Source organism: Kolteria novifilia (assembly GCA_007748055.1).
In the GTDB taxonomy this organism is placed as follows: Bacteria; Planctomycetota; Planctomycetia; order Kolteriales; family Kolteriaceae; genus Kolteria; species Kolteria novifilia.
Genome location: CP036279.1, coordinates 6901850 through 6916826, shown reverse-complemented (window position 1 = coordinate 6916826; position 14977 = coordinate 6901850). Strand labels below are relative to the sequence as shown.

Below are 14977 nucleotides of genomic sequence, written 5' to 3'. Positions count from 1 at the left end.
CGCCGAAACGGCGAAGTATCCTTGGATCGCGAACGGAGAGAGGACCGGTTCCTGGGCCCTCGTCATTCGGTGACGCACTTGGTTCGATCGCGCGTCCGCCCGCCTGGGACGCAGCCGTCGAACTATAGGGTTGATACTGAAATCGAAGAACGCCGTTTGCTCAAATGTTGGGGGAATTCGGTCCCGGGAACGCACTAATTCATACGTCTGTATGAATTCGACCATAGCTCGCTTTTCCTGTCAAGCGGCAATCTCCCTTCATGGGAACCAATCGGTCCCCAAGGTGCCCGCCCCGGCACGGACCGCCCGCCACGTCTTCTACCCCTCGGAGAGCCGTCGCGTTTCCCAAACGTTCGCGCATCCTCGTCACTCTCTTGCTCGCGGCGCCGGCAACGGGGACAGGAACATCGCCACTTCCGCCGAATCGTTTCTCTCGTTCGCCCGGTTTGGCCGAATATTGGGACGCCACGTGATGACTTTCGGGGCACTTTGGCGCCGAATTGGTCGAAAATGGCGCCGTTGCGTCTCCGTTGACCCGCGAATCGGGGCTGATCGGCCCGATTCTGGCTCGGTTGCGAACCTTTTTCTAAAATGCCGAGTCATGGGGAGCGTGAACGAAGCGACTCGCCAGCCTCTCGCGAGAGAGGGAGTCTCAATCGAAGGGAACTGAATCGTGGGTATTAGTCTCGGCATCATGGGGGCAACCGGCGCGGTGGGCGAAGTCATGCGCCAGATCGTTGATGAACGGAATCTTCCGTACGACACGATCACGTTTCTCGCCTCGGAGCGTAGCGCCGGCACGACCCTGAAGTTCCGAAACGAGAACCACGTCGTCAAAGCGATCGGCCCCGACGCCTTCAAGGGACTCGATATTATCCTCTCGAGCACCCCCTCCTCGATCAGCCGGGAATTTAGCCCCATCGCCGCCAAGGCGGGAGCCGTCGTCGTCGACAACTCCAGCGCCTTTCGCATGGATCCCGAGGTCCCGCTCGTCGTTCCCGAGGTCAACCCCGAAGCGATCGCCAAGCACAAGGGGATCATCGCCAATCCCAACTGCTCGACGATTCAGATGGTCGTCGCGCTCAAGCCGCTCCACGATCTCGGCGGGCTCAAGCGAGTCGTCGTTAGCACTTACCAGGCCTCCAGCGGCAAAGGGGGCAAGGGGCTCGAGGACTTCGAACGCCAACTCGCCCACGCATGTCATCCCGATGGCGTGCCCGAACCGACCGCTCATAAGCACCAACTCTTGGACAATTGCTTGCCCGACGATTGGACCATCGGCGACGAGGGCTATTCCGAGGAAGAGTGGAAGATGGTCAACGAGACGCGCAAGATCCTCGGGGAGGAGTCGCTCGGCGTCACCGTGACTTGCGTCCGCGTTCCCGTCCGCTGCGGCCACAGCGAGTCGATCAACCTCGAGTTCGAGAGGCCGGTCTCTCCCGAGGCGGCCCGTGAAGCGCTCGCCGCGGCTCCCGGGGTCATCGTCCTCGACGATCCCGTCGCGGGCAACGTCCCCCTGGCCAAGGCCTCGGTCGGGCGTGACGAGGTCTTCGTCGGCCGCATCCGTCGCGACCCGACGGTCCCCTATGGGCTGAACCTTTGGGTCGTCGCCGACAATCTTCGCAAGGGAGCCGCCACCAACGCCGTCCAGATCGCCGAGCACCTGCTCAAGCTCTCGCCGGCCAGCGCGTAAGGCTACCGTTTGCCCAGACGACTTGGGCGCCACTGGCCACTGATCAGCCGGAGCCGGGATCTCGCCGACTTTCGGCTGACAGACTCTTGTCACACGTGGTCCTCGCGTAGGGTGGGTCTCGACCCACCATTTCCGGATTGAAGTGGCTACGAATTCGCTGGCTGTCGACCGATCCGGTGGGCCGCGGGCCCGCCCTACAAAAGGAAGAGGTGGGTCAAGACCCACCCCGCGGATGGCCGGCGAGTGCCGTGGATGCGAGCGCCGCTTGCCCCAGGCTGATGCCACCATCGTTGACGGGGACGGCCTCATTCGTGAGGACGTGAAACCCTTCCCGTTGGAGCGACGCCTCCAACGAATCGACAAGCAAGCGGTTCTGAAAGACACCCCCCGACAACGCGACCACGGCGATTGACTCCTCCCGGCCGACTCGAGCGGCGGCGATTGACAGGACCCGCGCCAGGCTCGCATGGAAGGCTCCCGCGATCTCGCCGATCGGGCGCCCCACGATCCGATCGGCGATGATGTGCTCCAAGAGTGGGCCGCTCGCCAGTTCCTCCACCGGATAGGCATCCATGCCGGACGCCTGCTCGGCCTGATGTTCGAGCCACATCGCCGGCTGCCCTTCGAACGAGGCCTCGCGCGTGAACCCAAGCAGCGCCGCGACGGCGTCGAACATCCTCCCCGCCGAGGAGGAGGGAAAGCAGCGCACGCCGCGCTCGACCAGGCTCATTGCTCGATCGAAGCGCTCGGGAAAGTGAATGGGCGCCGCCCGGAGATCGGGTAGCTTGCTCAGCCCCGCGAGAAAGCCCGCCGCCGCCTGCACGGGATAGCGGGCCGCCGCATCGCCCCCCGGAAGCGGCACCGGCGGTAGATGCCCACGACGCTGGAAGCCCTCCTCGAGCGAGCCGACCAGAATCTCGCATCCCCAGATCGTTCCATCGCACCCATAGCCGGTCCCATCGAGGGCGAGTCCGACCACGCGTTGATCCCTCAGCGAGTGCTCCGCGAGCACCGACGCGAGGTGAGCGTGGTGGTGCTGGACCGCCAGGCATTGCTCGGGGAAACGTTCGCGGGCCCACCCGGTGGAGACGTACTCCGGGTGAAGATCGTGAACGACCACGAGCTCTGATCGCGGGACATCGTACATTTCCAAGAGATCGTCAATGGTCTGCTCGAAGGCCTGGCGCGTTCGGTAGTCGGCCAGATCGCCGAGATGCTGACTGACGACGACATCGCCTTCAACGACTAGGGCGATCGCGTTCTTCAGATCGGCCCCGACCGCGAGGATGGGGCGACCGGGAGGCAACGCCGCGACGACGCCGGGCGAGTAGCCGCGCGACCGGCGGAGCATCATCGGCCGCTCGCCCTGAACGGTCACCACCGAGTCATCGACGCGCCGGGCGATCGGCCGTTCCCCGACGAGGAAGGCGTCCGCGATCCCCTCGAGCTGAGTCCGCGCTTCGTCGTCGGTGAAGGCGATCGGTTCGCTCGAACGATTCCCACTGGTCATCACCAACGCGGCGGGCGCCCCCGCGTCGAAAAGAAGATGATGCAGCGGCGCATAGGGAAGCATCACCCCGAGTCGCGACTGATCCGGGGCGACCAGTGGTAGCACCATCTTCGCCGGCGCGAGCACGATCGGCCGCGCGGTCCCGACGAGGAACTTGCGGCTGGTAGCGTTTAGGTCGACGATCGCCTCCGCCTCGTCCAGATCGCGCGCCATGATCGCGAACGGTTTCTCCTTGCGGTACTTTCGCTCGCGCAGGGCCGCCACCGCCGCCACGTTCCGAGCATCGCTGACCAAGTGGTAGCCGCCAACTCCTTTCACGGCCACGATTCGACCTTCCCGCAACATCGCGGCCGCCACCTTGATCGCTTCGGGGCCCTCCGCCTGAACGTCATCGTCGACGAGGAGCCGATAGGTCGGTCCGCACGTGGGACAGGCGACCGGCTGCGCGTGGAAGCGGCGATCGAGCGGGTCGCCGTACTCCGCGGCGCAGGCGGAACAGAGGGGCCAGGCGGCCATCGTCGTCTTGGGTCGATCGTAGGGCAACGCCGTGATCAGCGAGTAGCGAGGACCGCAGTTCGTGCAGTTGATGTACGCGTAGCCATGACGACGATCGGAGGGATCGCGCATCTCCGCGAGGCACTCCTCGCACACCGCCAGGTCGGGAGAGATGCGAACCGTCGGGGCCGCCGACCGCGTACTGGCCCTCAGTTCGAACGACACCAGTCCGCTCACGTCGGTATCGCAAACGTCGAGCTTGATGATCGTCGACGCTGGGGGAGCTTGTTGGGGGAGCGCGTCGAGAAAGGCGCCGACTCGCGACGAGGGGCCTTCGAGGAGGAGCCGAACGCCCCGTTCGTCGTTGCATACCCAACCCGCCAGGTGGTGTTCGTGGGCGAGGCGATAGACGTAGGGCCGGAAGCCAACCCCCTGAACCACGCCGCGGATCGTCACCTCGCGGGCGATCACCTCATCGGTCTCGGCGGAGGGACGTCGCGCCATCGGGCTCTCTTGTTAACAGATTCGCGGCAGGGGATCACCGATCAGCATGTCGATGACGCGTGTGCCGCCAAAGGGTGTCTTGCCGAGAACGAGCCGCCGTGACGCGTCGCTCACTTCACCGATCAGGGCCGCTTCGTCGCCCCCCTCGATCGCCCGGAGTTGTTCGAGGGCTTCCTCGGCCACGGCTGCGCTGACGACCGCGAGATACTGCCCCTCGTTGGCGACATGGTAGGGCTCCAGGCCAAGCAACTCGCACGCTCCGCGCACCGCGTCGTGGATCGGAACCGCTTCCTCGGTCAGCACGACGCCGACATCGGCATCGTGGGCGAGTTCGTTGAGGACCGTGGCGATGCCTCCCCGAGTCGCGTCCCGCATCCACTTGATCTCCGCTCCCCAAGCGTCGAGCAGCGCCGTCGTCAACGGCAAGACCGAACGCGTGTCGCTGCGGACATCGGACTCCATCGCGAGTTCGTCGCGTGCGAGCATGATCGCGACCCCATGATCGGCGATCGCTCCCGACAACAGAATCTTGTCTCCCGGTGTCACCCGGTCGGCACCAAGCGAGGCGTTGGGATGGAGACGGCCGAGACCCGTTGTGTTGATGTAGAGACCATCCGCCTTGCCGTGCTCGACGACCTTGGTGTCGCCGGTGGCGATCGGGCATCCGGCGCGGTTGGCCGCCTCGGCCATCGCCCGGACTTCGCGTTCGAGAATCTCGCGTTCGAGGCCCGCTTCCAGGATCAAGCTCGCCGTCAGCGCGATCGGCGTCGCTCCGGAGACGGCCAGGTCGTTGATCGTCCCGTGGACCGCCAGCTCGCCGATCGACCCGCCGGGGAAGGCGAGCGGATGGACGACGAAGCTGTCGGTGGTCAGCGCCAGCCCGCCGGGCAAGAGGGCGGCGTCGGCGAGGGGATCGAGCAGGTCGTTGCCGAACGCCGGGCGGAGCAGCCCCTCGATCAACCGCCGGCTCGCTTGGCCTCCGGCGCCGTGGGCCATCTGGATGGTGGGGTCGCGAAACGCTGAGGTCATGGTGATGGGCCATCGGTGATCGGGAACAGGGCAACAAGCATCGGTATTCGACTGACGGAGAGATGGCACCGAGGTGCATCGCGCGTCGGGGGCCACTGGCTGCTGGTCAGCCGGTGCGGGCAATGCCTCGCCCAACATCGCCGCCAAGGCTTGGTGGGCAGCACAAGCCCAGCCTACGAGTGACCAAAATGGTGGGTCAAGACCCACCCTACGGGTTCCTCACTCAACCTCTCCTTGGGGAGAGGTCGGCGAACGTCGTGAGCCGGGTGAGGGAGATTCCGACTCGGTATGACGCCCGTGGTTCGCGAAGACAAGCGCCTTCGCTTCTACGGGTTCCTCCTTCAACCTCTCCTTGGGGAGAGGTCGGCGAATGTCGTGAGCCGGGTGAGGGAGATTCCGACTCGGTATGACGCCCGTGGTTCGCGAAGACAAGCGCCTTCGCTTCTACGGGTTCCTCCTTCAACCTCTCCTTGGGGAGAGGTCGGCGAATGTCGTGAGCCGGGTGAGGGAGATTCCGACTCGGTATGACGGCCTTGGTTCGCGAAGACAAGCGCCCTCACTTCTACGGGTTCCTCATTCAACCTCTCCTTGGGGAGAGGTCGGCGAACGTCGTGAGCCGGGTGAGGGAGATTCCGGCTCGGTATGACGCCCGTGGTTCGCGAAGACAAGCGCCCTCACTTCTACGAGCCCCCTCTCTCCCAGTGGGAGAGGGGAACTCGGAAGCCTGTCGCGTGGAACCCTAAGTGAGAGCGTTGGGACGTCGGCCGTAGCGGTACTGGGCGGCACAGGCTCCTTCGGACGACACCATCAATGCCCCGACCGGCGTCTCGGGGGTGCAGTCGTGACCAAAGAGGCGACACTCGTGAGGCTTGGTGCGCCCCGTGAGCACTTCCCCACATTGGGCTCCCTCGGGATCGAGCACCCGGAGGCCCTTGATCCCGACACGCGCCTCGGCATCCCACGGCGCGTAGGCTTCCCGCAGCTTCATCGCGGACTTGGGGATCAACCCGAGCCCACGCCATTCGAATGTGTCACGCACCTCGAAGACCTCCTCCATCACCGCGAGCGCCGCTCGATTGCCCTCTTGCGGCACTGAACGGCGGTATTGATTTTCGATGCTCGGCTCCTCGGCGTTGAGTTGCCGAAGGATCATGACGATCGATTGCAGCAGGTCGCTCGGTTCGAACCCGGAGATGACGACCGGCCGGCGGTAGTCGCGGGCGATAAACTCGTAGGGCCGACAGCCGATCACCGTCGAGACGTGCCCCGGACCGATGAAGGCGTCGAGACGCATCGCGGGATCGTCGAGCAGGGCTCGCAGAGCCGGCATCACCAGCACGTGGTTGCAGTAGACCGCGAAGTTCGAGATGCCTTGGGCCCGTGCCTGGCGAAGGGTCAACGCCGTCGACGGCGCGGTTGTTTCAAAGCCGATCGCGAAGAAGATCACCTCGCGTTCGGGATTTTCCTTGGCGATCTTGAGAGCGTCGAGCGGTGAGTAGACCATGCGAACGCTGACGCCGCGGGCTTTGCTTTCGAGGGGGCTGCCCTTGGAGCCGGGAACGCGCATCATGTCGCCGAAAGTCGTCAGGATGACGTTGGGATCTTCGGCCATCTCGAGCCCCTCGTCCATCCGCCCCTTCGGCAGGACACAGACGGGACAGCCGGGGCCGTGAATCAGTTCGACGTTCTCCGGGAGCAGGTCGGCGAGGCCAAAACGGAAGATCGAGTGCGTATGGCCGCCGCAGATTTCCATGATGCGGTAGGTTCGGTCCTTGGTCGCGAGCTTGTGGATCTCGCGCGCGGCCCGGCGAATCAGGTCGGCGTCGCGGAACTCGTCGACGAATTTCATGGGGTGGGCTCCCCTCTTGAGTCGGTCGCGTCGTCCGGCTCGGCTTGAGGATCCTGGGCACTGCTGGAGACCTCGTCTCGGGACTCGGCCGCTTCGCCCAGCATCCGCAGCAACTCGATCTGCTCCTGGGCGTCTTTCTCGCTGATCTTGCTCATCGCGAAGCCGACGTGAACGAGGACCCAGTCGCCCTTAACGGGGGGATCGTCGAGCAGCAGATCGGTCCCGATCTGGCGCCGCACGCCGAGCACATCGACGACCGCGAGATTCTCCGCGGCGAGCACTTCGTGAATCTGTCCCGGGATCGCCAGGCACATGGTCCATCCTCGTGAGCACTTCGTGGACTTGTTGAGATTATATTCCGCCGAGGCCGCGTGTCGTCCGGGAAGTCGGATGCAAACGCGATTGTTCCGGGAAGTCGATTCCTGCGGCGGGGGAACTCGCTAGAACAAAGGGGGAGGCCCAAGTGCCTTGAGAGGTCCGTTGGCCCGTGCCGGGGAGAGACGGCGATGCACGAACTCTCGATCGCCACCAGCTTGATCGACGTGGCGTGCGACGCGGCGGGCGACGAAGGGGCCGAACGCGTGCTGTCGCTTCGGGTTCGCTTGGGGCCGCTCGCGGGAGTCGATCACGAGGCGCTCTTGTTCGCGTTCGGCTTCGCCGCCGAGGGGACGATGTGCGAGGGGGCCCGGTTGCTGATCGAGGAGGTGCCGGTGACGGTCTACTGTCCCGACTGCGATGCGGTGAAGCGACTTCCCGAGATCTATCAATTCACGTGTCCCGACTGTGGCACGCCGACGCCGGAGATGAGAACGGGGCGGGAGATGGAGTTGGCATCCTTGGAGATCGACTCGCATGAAGCCGCGCATTCTTGAAGTCCGCACGAAGATTCTCAAGCACAACGACGAGATCGCCCGCGAGATGCGCTCGGACTTCGCGCGTCGCGGACTCTTCGTGGTCAACCTGGTCTCGAGCCCCGGAGCGGGGAAGACCGAACTGCTGACGCACACGCTCTCGCGGTTGGGACGGGACTACCGGATCGCGGCGGTGGTGGGGGATCTCGCGACCGAGAACGACGCCCGCCGGATCGCGACCAGTGGGGCGCCGACCAAGCAGATCGAGACCGGCAACATCTGTCACCTCGAAGCCGACATGGTCTCCGGAGCGATCGCTGACTGGAACCTCGACGAGTTCGACTTCCTCTTCATCGAGAATGTCGGCAATCTCGTCTGCCCGACGAGCTTCGACCTTGGCGAGCACCTGCGCGTCTTACTTCTCTCGGTGACCGAGGGGGAAGACAAGCCGCTCAAGTACCCGACGCTGATCAATACCGCCGACGTGACGCTGATCACGAAGATCGATATCGCCGAGGCAGTCGGATTCGACGCGGACCAGATGAAGGCGAACATCCAGTCCGCCCGCCCAGGGATCACCATGCTCGACGTCGCCTCGAAGCGAGGCGACGGGATGGAAGCGTGGATCGACTTCCTGGTCGAACGCCGCGCCGCCTTCCTGACGGATGACAACGCTGTGTCCTCCGCGCGTTCGTGAGCCCAAGCGGATCGGAACGAGTTGCTCTTCGGTCGCCACCGCCTTGGGGGCCATGTCCACGCTGGCGTGGGCATGCGCGTGTGCGTTGTCCTTCGGGGCACCAATGGTCGCCGGGTGCCACTGGCCGCTCGTGGGGCAGTGACCACGATCGAGTCTCCGTTCACCTCCGAAGGACTCGATGGCGAAGCCCGAACCTATCTCTCCGCGTCGATGGTGAAACGTAGCTCGGCGTCGGGATCCAACGGGAACCCGCGAGCCTTGAGGAAACGCAGCTCGGGGTGGAGGTCCATCCGAACGAGCAAACGATGCACGCCCTTGGAGAGCTCGACGTTGTACGTCGACTCCTTCCCATCACTTTGCGAGGCCGCGATTGGCTTGCCGTCGAGCCAGACCGTCGCGGGGCCGGCGATCGGTTCGAGGGCGAGGGCGAACTTGCCCGGTTTGGTCACGTCGACGTCGACGCTGCCGTAGAGGACGGGGCGATCGGGGTTGAGGGCGAAGTTGCGGATCGAGACCCAGCCCGCGTTGGTCACCGACGTCGGCCGCCACGCGCGAGGTGGCGGCGGGGTGGCCCCCGCGATCAGCCCCGATTGCAGTTCGTCGCCGACCTGCTTGGTGAAGGGGCCGAGCAGTCGCCAGGTTCGGGCGGTGAGCTGCTCGGTCGGTCCGAAGGGGCCGGGCTTGCCGAGTTCGCCAAGATAGCGGACAAGATCGAGGAACTCTTGGGGCTGGAGCGAGTCGGTCAGGCCGACCGGCATCAGCGAGCCGCCAAGCTTCGATTCGTCGATGTCGGCGGTGGCGATGGTGATGAGCTTGTCCTCGCCGTTACGAAGCACGACTTGGTCGTTGGTCTTGCGGACGGGGATGCCGGTGACGATATCGCCGTCGGCAGTGACGATCGTCATCGAGTGGTAGTTTTCCTTGACCTTCGCGCCCGGCAGGAGCAGCGATTCGATCAAGTAGTCCAGAGGAGCGCTCGCGCCGATGGTGGTCAGGTCGGGGCCGACCTTGCCGCCGGTGCCTCGGATCGCGTGGCATTTGACGCAGTTGAGCTTCTCCCGCTGGTAGATCTTCTGGCCGCGATGGGGGTTGCCCTGGCGTCGGGCTTGAGCGACGAGCTTGGCGAGCTGCTCCTTGCTGAGCGTTCGCGCGGTGTCGGGAAGCGAGCCGGCCTTGGTAAGGGCCCCGACCAGTCCGGGGGCGACTTGCCCGGAGACGCTGACCAGATTGATCCCCTCCCGGGCGACTTCCTCTCCGAGAATGTTTCCGCCCAATCCCTCCGCGAGCGCCGCCGGACCACGCCGGTGAGAGAGAAACGCCTCGAAGACCGGCTTGGCCTCCGCCGCGTTGGTCGCCTTGGTCAGCAACGGGACCGCGAGTCTGGCGGCATTCTTCGGGGCGAGGGGCACGAGAGCCCTCAGGGCGGCGAGCCGATCTTGTGGCTTGGTGGAGGTGGCGACGATCTTTTCGAGTTCGCCGGCACTTCGCTTGCCCCCATAGACGCCGAGCGCCTCGATCGCCGCCGCGGTCACGGCCGGCTTGGCGTCACTGCTGGCGGCCAAGTCCCGGACGCGAGGCCAGAGAGCCTCGACGTTCCACAACGCGGCCAACAGGCACGCTTGCTTCCGCAAGTTCGCTTCCGGCGAGCCGAGCAACCCGGTCAGGGCCTTCGAGAGGTCGCCGTCCGGTTTGACGCGTCGGAGCTTCGAGGCGCTGGCGAGCGTCGCGAGCAACTGCGCCCGCTGGGCATCGGTGGTCACCGACTCGCTCTCGGAGGAGACGATTTCGTCGAGAATCGCGCGCAAATGGCTCGGTCCGCCATGCTTCGACAAGCTCGAGAGGACGTTGGGGAGGTCCTCGGGGGGGATGAGCCCTTTTCGCCAAAGCTGCAAGAGGGGACCGGCGGCGGAGGGGTGATCGAGGGCCAACAGGGCGAAGGTCCAGTGGCGCGCCGACTCGGGCGAGAGACCCGCGATCGTGCTCGGATCCTGAAGAGTCGGAAGCCAGTGTGGAGCGGTCTCCCGGCTGGTCAGCTTCAGCGCGTAGTCGAGGAAGCGGTCGGTCGGCTGATCGAGTGCCGTGAGGGCGAGCTTCGTCGCCTCGCGGCGCTGAAGTTTGGCCAAGGCCCGTACCGCTTCCATACGGACTCGCGGATGGTCGTCGCCGACACGTTTCGTCAGCAGCTTCAATGTTTCGGGAACGCGATCGTGCCAATCGGAGAGGACACGGACCGCCGCCGCACGGACCTCGGGATTCTTCGAATCGAGGAGTGACTCCAGGAGCGGGAGCTCGACTTCCTCGAGCGTTTGATAGGTCCACAAGCCGCGAAGCTTGAGTAGGTCGTCCGACTGCTTGGCGACCCAGGCGCCGAGATCCTTGCGAACATCCTCGCGGGGATGGTCGAGAAGTGCCCGGCGTGCCTCGAGCCGACTCCACTTCTCCGGTGACGTTTGCAGCGTGAGGAGTTCGTCGATGGAGGCGTTGGCGAAATCGGGCTTGGGAGCGAGCTCGCGGTCCTTGCGCACGACTCGCCAGATGCGCCCGTGGGTCTTGTCGCGCCGGGGGTCGCGGAAGTCGACTTCGCCGTGATTGATGATGGGGTTGTACCAGTCACAGACGTAGAGGGCCCCATCGGGGCCGAGTTTGACATCGATCGGTCGGAAGGTGATGTCCTCGGACGAGAGAAGGGGTTCGAGCTCCTTCGCGGCGAAACCGGCTCCGTCCTCGGTGAGCTTGTAGCGACAGACGCGATGGGCGCGGAAATCGCACGTGATCAAGTCGCCTTGCCAGTCGTCGGGGAAGTGGCGGCTGGCGATGATCTCCGCGCCGCAATACTTCGGCTTGTCGCTGACGAGGCCCTGGAGGATGAGCTTTTCGCCCGGGGTGAACCGAAGTCGGGCTCCCGGGAGAAAGTATTTCACCGAATCGTGGTCGTTGTCGACGCCAAAGGCTTGGCCCGCGTTGTCAAAGGCGATGCCCCAGGAGTTGACCATGCCACGGACCAAGACGTCGAGCCGGTGGGAGCCGGGACGATACATCCAGAAGCCACCGCCGTTGAGGCGATGGACGCCCCAAGGGGTCTCGACGTGGCTGTGGATGTAAATCGACTGGGCGAAGTGCAGGGCGCCGCCCGGTCCCCAGCGGAAGGTGTGGACGAGGTGATGGGTATCCTCGGTCCCGAAGCCGGAGAGAACGACGCGGGTGCGATCGGCCTTGCCGTCGCCGTCGGTGTCGGAGAGATGGAGTACTTCGGTGCTATGCCCGACATAGACGCCGCCGTCGCCAACCGCGATGCCGGTGGGCATGAGCAAGCCGTCGGCGAAGACGGTCGACTTGTCGGCCTTGCCGTCGCCATCGGTGTCTTCGAGGACATAGATCTGGTCGTTCGGTTCGGCACCCGGCTCGAGTTGGGGGTAGCTGCGCGAGGTCGCGACCCAGAGTCGGCCCTGGTCGTCGAAGGTCATCTGGATCGGTTTGGCGATGTTGGGATCGGCGGCGAAGAGCTCGACCTCGAAACCCTCGGCCGCTTCGATCTCGTGCGATGGCGCGTCGGCGTCGGCCGTCGCCGAGAGGCTCGCGAGCAGGATCGAGACGATCGGGAGGGCGATCATTCCCGTCATGAGGACTCCTTCTGGATCACGACTTGATGGTTGGTCGGTTGGCGTAGTGTGTTGATCGTCTTTTCGGTCTCGGCGACATGCTCGCGGAGCTCGTCGATTTCCTTGGCGTTGTGTCCTTGCTCGTGCTTGCGAAAGCCGAGCAGGTAGGTGATGTTTTGCGGTCGATAGGAATGGAAAAAGAGTCGGTTTTTCCGGCACACCTGGCCGCGGAGTTCCTCGGCCTGCTGGTGGCCGGGCGTCTTCTCCAGGACGATGCCTTGGGCGAGTTCCCGAGCCGAGGCGGTCGCGACCCGAGTGCCGTCGATGGCGATGGAATAGTTTCCCTCCGGCAAGTCCCGAACCCGCAGTCGGCTCTCGACGACCCAGGGATGCGCCCCGTCCTTCGGCGCGTGGGCGGGTAGGGGTGGCGTCGGCAGACGGCGATCGAGCTGGTTGAAGGAGAGCCCGCCGGAGGGCGTTTTGATGTCCGTGATGATCGTCTTCTGGGCCTCGTGGACGTTTCCCTTGGCGTCGAGGTCGACGAGGATCACTTGCTTGTCGAGCCCGAGCAGTCGTTCGAACTCGGGGGCGAGCCACCAGTAGCCCCAGGGCGAGGGATGGACGCCGTTGTCGGTGAGCGGGGCGGCCCGTGATTCGTCGGAGGCCGCGAGGTCGATGGTTCGGGCTCCCGTCGACTCCGCCAGTTCCCTGACGGCTTTCGCGTAAGCGGCGAGGGTTTCGTTCCGTTGCGAGAGGTCGTCCGGTGACGTCGAATTCGCTTCTTGGGGCAGCGGCGTGATCAAGTGGAGACGGGTCTCCTTGCCGGCGGCGTCGGCGAGCAACTGGCGATAGTCCTTGGCGAAGGTTTCGACCTGATCGGGCCCCGCGGCGGCGTCGGCCCGACCGTAGCCGAGGATGAGGACCGACGGATCGGCCGTCTTGAGTTGCTCGACGAGCCGTTCGCGTCCCTTCGCGGGGGCATCGAAGTAGGCACGCGAGACGCCGTTGACGGTGTCGGCGCTCCACGCCAGGTTGCGGAAGGTGACGTCGGCGTCGGGGAAGCGGGAGAGCAGGGCGGTCTCGAAATAGCCTTGCCGCTGCGCCCGTTCGAGCAACGTGTCGCCAACGAGGACGACACGATCGCCGTCCCGAAGGAGAAACGGTTCGTTCGCGGCGATCGGGCCGGCGATGGCGCCGACCACGAGCAGGGTGATCGTCGCTTTCAGGGATCTCGTCATGGCTGTCTCTCTACCCTTGGTGGCCTTCATCCGATCTCGATGAGTCGGTGGACTTGGTCGCAGAGTTCGTTGGCGCGGCTCCGGTCGCGAGCCTCGGCGAAGACGCGAACGATCGGTTCGGTGTTGCTGGCGCGGATCTGAACCCAGGAATCCTTCCAGGTGACGCGAATGCCGTCGGCGGTGTCGAGGTCGCCGTCGGCGAAGTGGATCTTGATGCGGTCGAAGAGGGCCGCGAGGTCGAGGCCGCTGATGGAGAACTTGCGTTTCTCGATCTCGAAGCGGGGCAACTCGTCGACGATCTCCGCCAAGGGCTGCTCGCGGGTCGTAAGGAGTTCGAGCAGGAGGGCCATCGCGATGCTGCTATCGCGACCCATGCCGACGCGCGGGTCGATCACGCCCCCGTTTCCCTCGCCGCCGATCACCGCTCCCTCGGCCAGCATGCGCTCGGCGACATGAACCTCGCCGACCTTGGTGCGAAAGACGGGGCAGTCGTAGCGACGGGCCGCCTCCTCCGAGACTCGGCTGGTCGAACCGTTGAGGACGACCGGGCCGGTCTTTTGAGCGAGTCGGTGCAGGATCGACAGCGCGAGGGTGTACTCTTCCCCGATGTAGCGTCCGGTGCCGTCGACGACCGCGAGCCGATCGCCGTCGGGATCGACCGCGAACCCGATATCGGCACGGGCCTCGCGCACCGCTTTGGCCAGGCCGCCGAGGTTTTCTTCGATCGGTTCGGGCATGTGCTCGAAGCGGCCGTTGGGCTCCGCGCCGAGGATCTCGAGCTGGCAATCGAGCATCTCGAGCAGGCGCGGCGCGAAGACGGCTCCCGAGGCATGATTCGCGTCGAGCACCACGCGGAAGTGTCGGCGTCGAATCGCGTCGGCGTCGACGAGCGAAAGGACGCGATGCAGATGGGGGAGGTACGCGTCGACGTTGCCGTGCACGTTGCCGATCGACTCCCATTCGGCGTAGCGCCGGTTGTCGGCGTGGTAGTCCTCGGCGACGCGTTGGCCTTCGTCGGGGCTGAGGACGAAGCCTTCGGGGCGAAAGAGCTTGAGCCCGTTCCACTGCGGCGGGTTGTGGCTGGCGGTGACCTGGAGGCCTCCCGCAGCGCCGTGTTCTTTCACCATGAAACCGCAAGTCGGCGTCGAAGCGATCCCGAGATCGAGCACGTCACAGCCGACCGCCAACAGACCGGCGGTGGCGGCGCGGACGAGCATCTCGCCACTGGACCTACCGTCGCGGGAGACGACGATCGTCTTTCCCGACCGAGGGGTGCCGAAACAGGCGGCGAACTTGGTCACGACATCGGGCGTCAGGCTGTGCCCGACGATTCCTCGAATTCCGGAGACTCCGACAATGAGCGGGTAGTCGGCAGATGGCTGCGGCATCGATCATCCAGCTTTGGGCGGCAACAAACAGGCGACGAGGGGACGACTCGTCCTCACGATCATGACGAAGGTATCTTCACGCCCCCGAGTCGACAAGACCGGCATGCGAATCGGCCTCGAGTCC

General features: G+C 65.1%; 10 protein-coding genes. 3 read left to right on the top strand and 7 right to left on the bottom strand.

Features of this window, described 5'->3' with window-relative positions; translation table 11 throughout:
- The first annotated feature begins 670 nt into the window (after window positions 1–670).
- Complete coding sequence (locus Pan216_RS25405; protein WP_419193697.1) at window positions 671–1693, top strand: aspartate-semialdehyde dehydrogenase; 1023 nt, start codon at window positions 671–673, stop codon at window positions 1691–1693.
- 214 nt (window positions 1694–1907) lie between these two features.
- Here Pan216_RS25405 and hypF read toward each other — a convergent pair whose 3' ends face one another.
- The 4 genes from hypF to Pan216_RS25385 all read right to left on the bottom strand — a co-directional run bounded on the left by hypF (window position 1908) and on the right by Pan216_RS25385 (window position 7394).
- Window positions 1908–4202 carry a carbamoyltransferase HypF gene (gene hypF, locus Pan216_RS25400; protein ID WP_145262625.1) on the bottom strand — a complete coding sequence of 765 codons (2295 nt, stop codon included), beginning with the start codon at window positions 4200–4202 and terminating at the stop codon, window positions 1908–1910.
- A gap of 12 nt (window positions 4203–4214) precedes the next feature.
- A complete protein-coding gene (hypE, locus tag Pan216_RS25395) occupies window positions 4215–5231 on the bottom strand; it encodes a hydrogenase expression/formation protein HypE (RefSeq protein WP_145262623.1) in 1017 nt (338 codons plus the stop codon).
- A gap of 739 nt (window positions 5232–5970) precedes the next feature.
- Window positions 5971–7080, bottom strand: coding sequence for a hydrogenase formation protein HypD (gene hypD / locus Pan216_RS25390; RefSeq protein WP_145262621.1), 1110 nt, complete (start codon window positions 7078–7080; stop codon window positions 5971–5973).
- Complete coding sequence (locus Pan216_RS25385; protein WP_145262619.1) at window positions 7077–7394, bottom strand: HypC/HybG/HupF family hydrogenase formation chaperone; 318 nt, start codon at window positions 7392–7394, stop codon at window positions 7077–7079. Before Pan216_RS25385 ends, hypD begins: the two co-directional genes overlap by 4 nt.
- A gap of 192 nt (window positions 7395–7586) precedes the next feature.
- On the opposite strand from Pan216_RS25385, the gene hypA reads away from it, so the two are divergent.
- Together hypA and hypB are read left to right on the top strand one after the other, a co-directional pair.
- Window positions 7587–7952 carry a hydrogenase maturation nickel metallochaperone HypA gene (gene hypA, locus Pan216_RS25380; protein ID WP_145262617.1) on the top strand — a complete coding sequence of 122 codons (366 nt, stop codon included), beginning with the start codon at window positions 7587–7589 and terminating at the stop codon, window positions 7950–7952.
- Window positions 7933–8628 carry a hydrogenase nickel incorporation protein HypB gene (gene hypB / locus Pan216_RS25375; RefSeq protein ID WP_145262615.1) on the top strand — a complete coding sequence of 232 codons (696 nt, stop codon included), beginning with the start codon at window positions 7933–7935 and terminating at the stop codon, window positions 8626–8628. Before hypA ends, hypB begins: the two co-directional genes overlap by 20 nt.
- Window positions 8629–8822: 194 nt before the next feature.
- Here hypB and Pan216_RS25370 read toward each other — a convergent pair whose 3' ends face one another.
- Genes Pan216_RS25370 through glmM form a run of 3 tightly spaced genes read right to left on the bottom strand, consistent with a single transcriptional unit; the run spans window position 8823 to window position 14853 of the window.
- Window positions 8823–12248: a PVC-type heme-binding CxxCH protein gene (locus Pan216_RS25370; protein ID WP_145262613.1), complete on the bottom strand. Its 3426-nt coding sequence runs from the start codon at window positions 12246–12248 to the stop codon at window positions 8823–8825.
- Window positions 12245–13465: an SGNH/GDSL hydrolase family protein gene (locus Pan216_RS25365; RefSeq protein WP_419192987.1), complete on the bottom strand. Its 1221-nt coding sequence runs from the start codon at window positions 13463–13465 to the stop codon at window positions 12245–12247. Before Pan216_RS25365 ends, Pan216_RS25370 begins: the two co-directional genes overlap by 4 nt.
- Window positions 13466–13491: 26 nt before the next feature.
- Window positions 13492–14853 (bottom strand): phosphoglucosamine mutase, encoded by a 1362-nt coding sequence (gene glmM, locus Pan216_RS25360; RefSeq protein ID WP_145262609.1) that lies wholly within the window; start codon window positions 14851–14853, stop codon window positions 13492–13494.
- Window positions 14854–14977 lie beyond the last annotated feature (124 nt).

Excerpts from the sequence above, each read along its gene's own strand:
- hypF (WP_145262625.1), bottom strand. The coding sequence starts at position 4,202 with ATGGCGCGACGTCCCTCCGCCGAGACCGATGAGGTGATCGCCCGCGAG.
- hypE (WP_145262623.1), bottom strand. The coding sequence starts at position 5,231 with ATGACCTCAGCGTTTCGCGACCCCACCATCCAGATGGCCCACGGCGCC.
- hypD (WP_145262621.1), bottom strand. The coding sequence starts at position 7,080 with ATGAAATTCGTCGACGAGTTCCGCGACGCCGACCTGATTCGCCGGGCC.
- Pan216_RS25385 (WP_145262619.1), bottom strand. The coding sequence starts at position 7,394 with ATGTGCCTGGCGATCCCGGGACAGATTCACGAAGTGCTCGCCGCGGAG.
- hypA (WP_145262617.1), top strand. The coding sequence starts at position 7,587 with ATGCACGAACTCTCGATCGCCACCAGCTTGATCGACGTGGCGTGCGAC.
- hypB (WP_145262615.1), top strand. The coding sequence starts at position 7,933 with ATGAAGCCGCGCATTCTTGAAGTCCGCACGAAGATTCTCAAGCACAAC.
- Pan216_RS25370 (WP_145262613.1), bottom strand. The coding sequence starts at position 12,248 with ATGACGGGAATGATCGCCCTCCCGATCGTCTCGATCCTGCTCGCGAGC.
- Pan216_RS25365 (WP_419192987.1), bottom strand. The coding sequence starts at position 13,465 with ATGACGAGATCCCTGAAAGCGACGATCACCCTGCTCGTGGTCGGCGCC.
- glmM (WP_145262609.1), bottom strand. The coding sequence starts at position 14,853 with ATGCCGCAGCCATCTGCCGACTACCCGCTCATTGTCGGAGTCTCCGGA.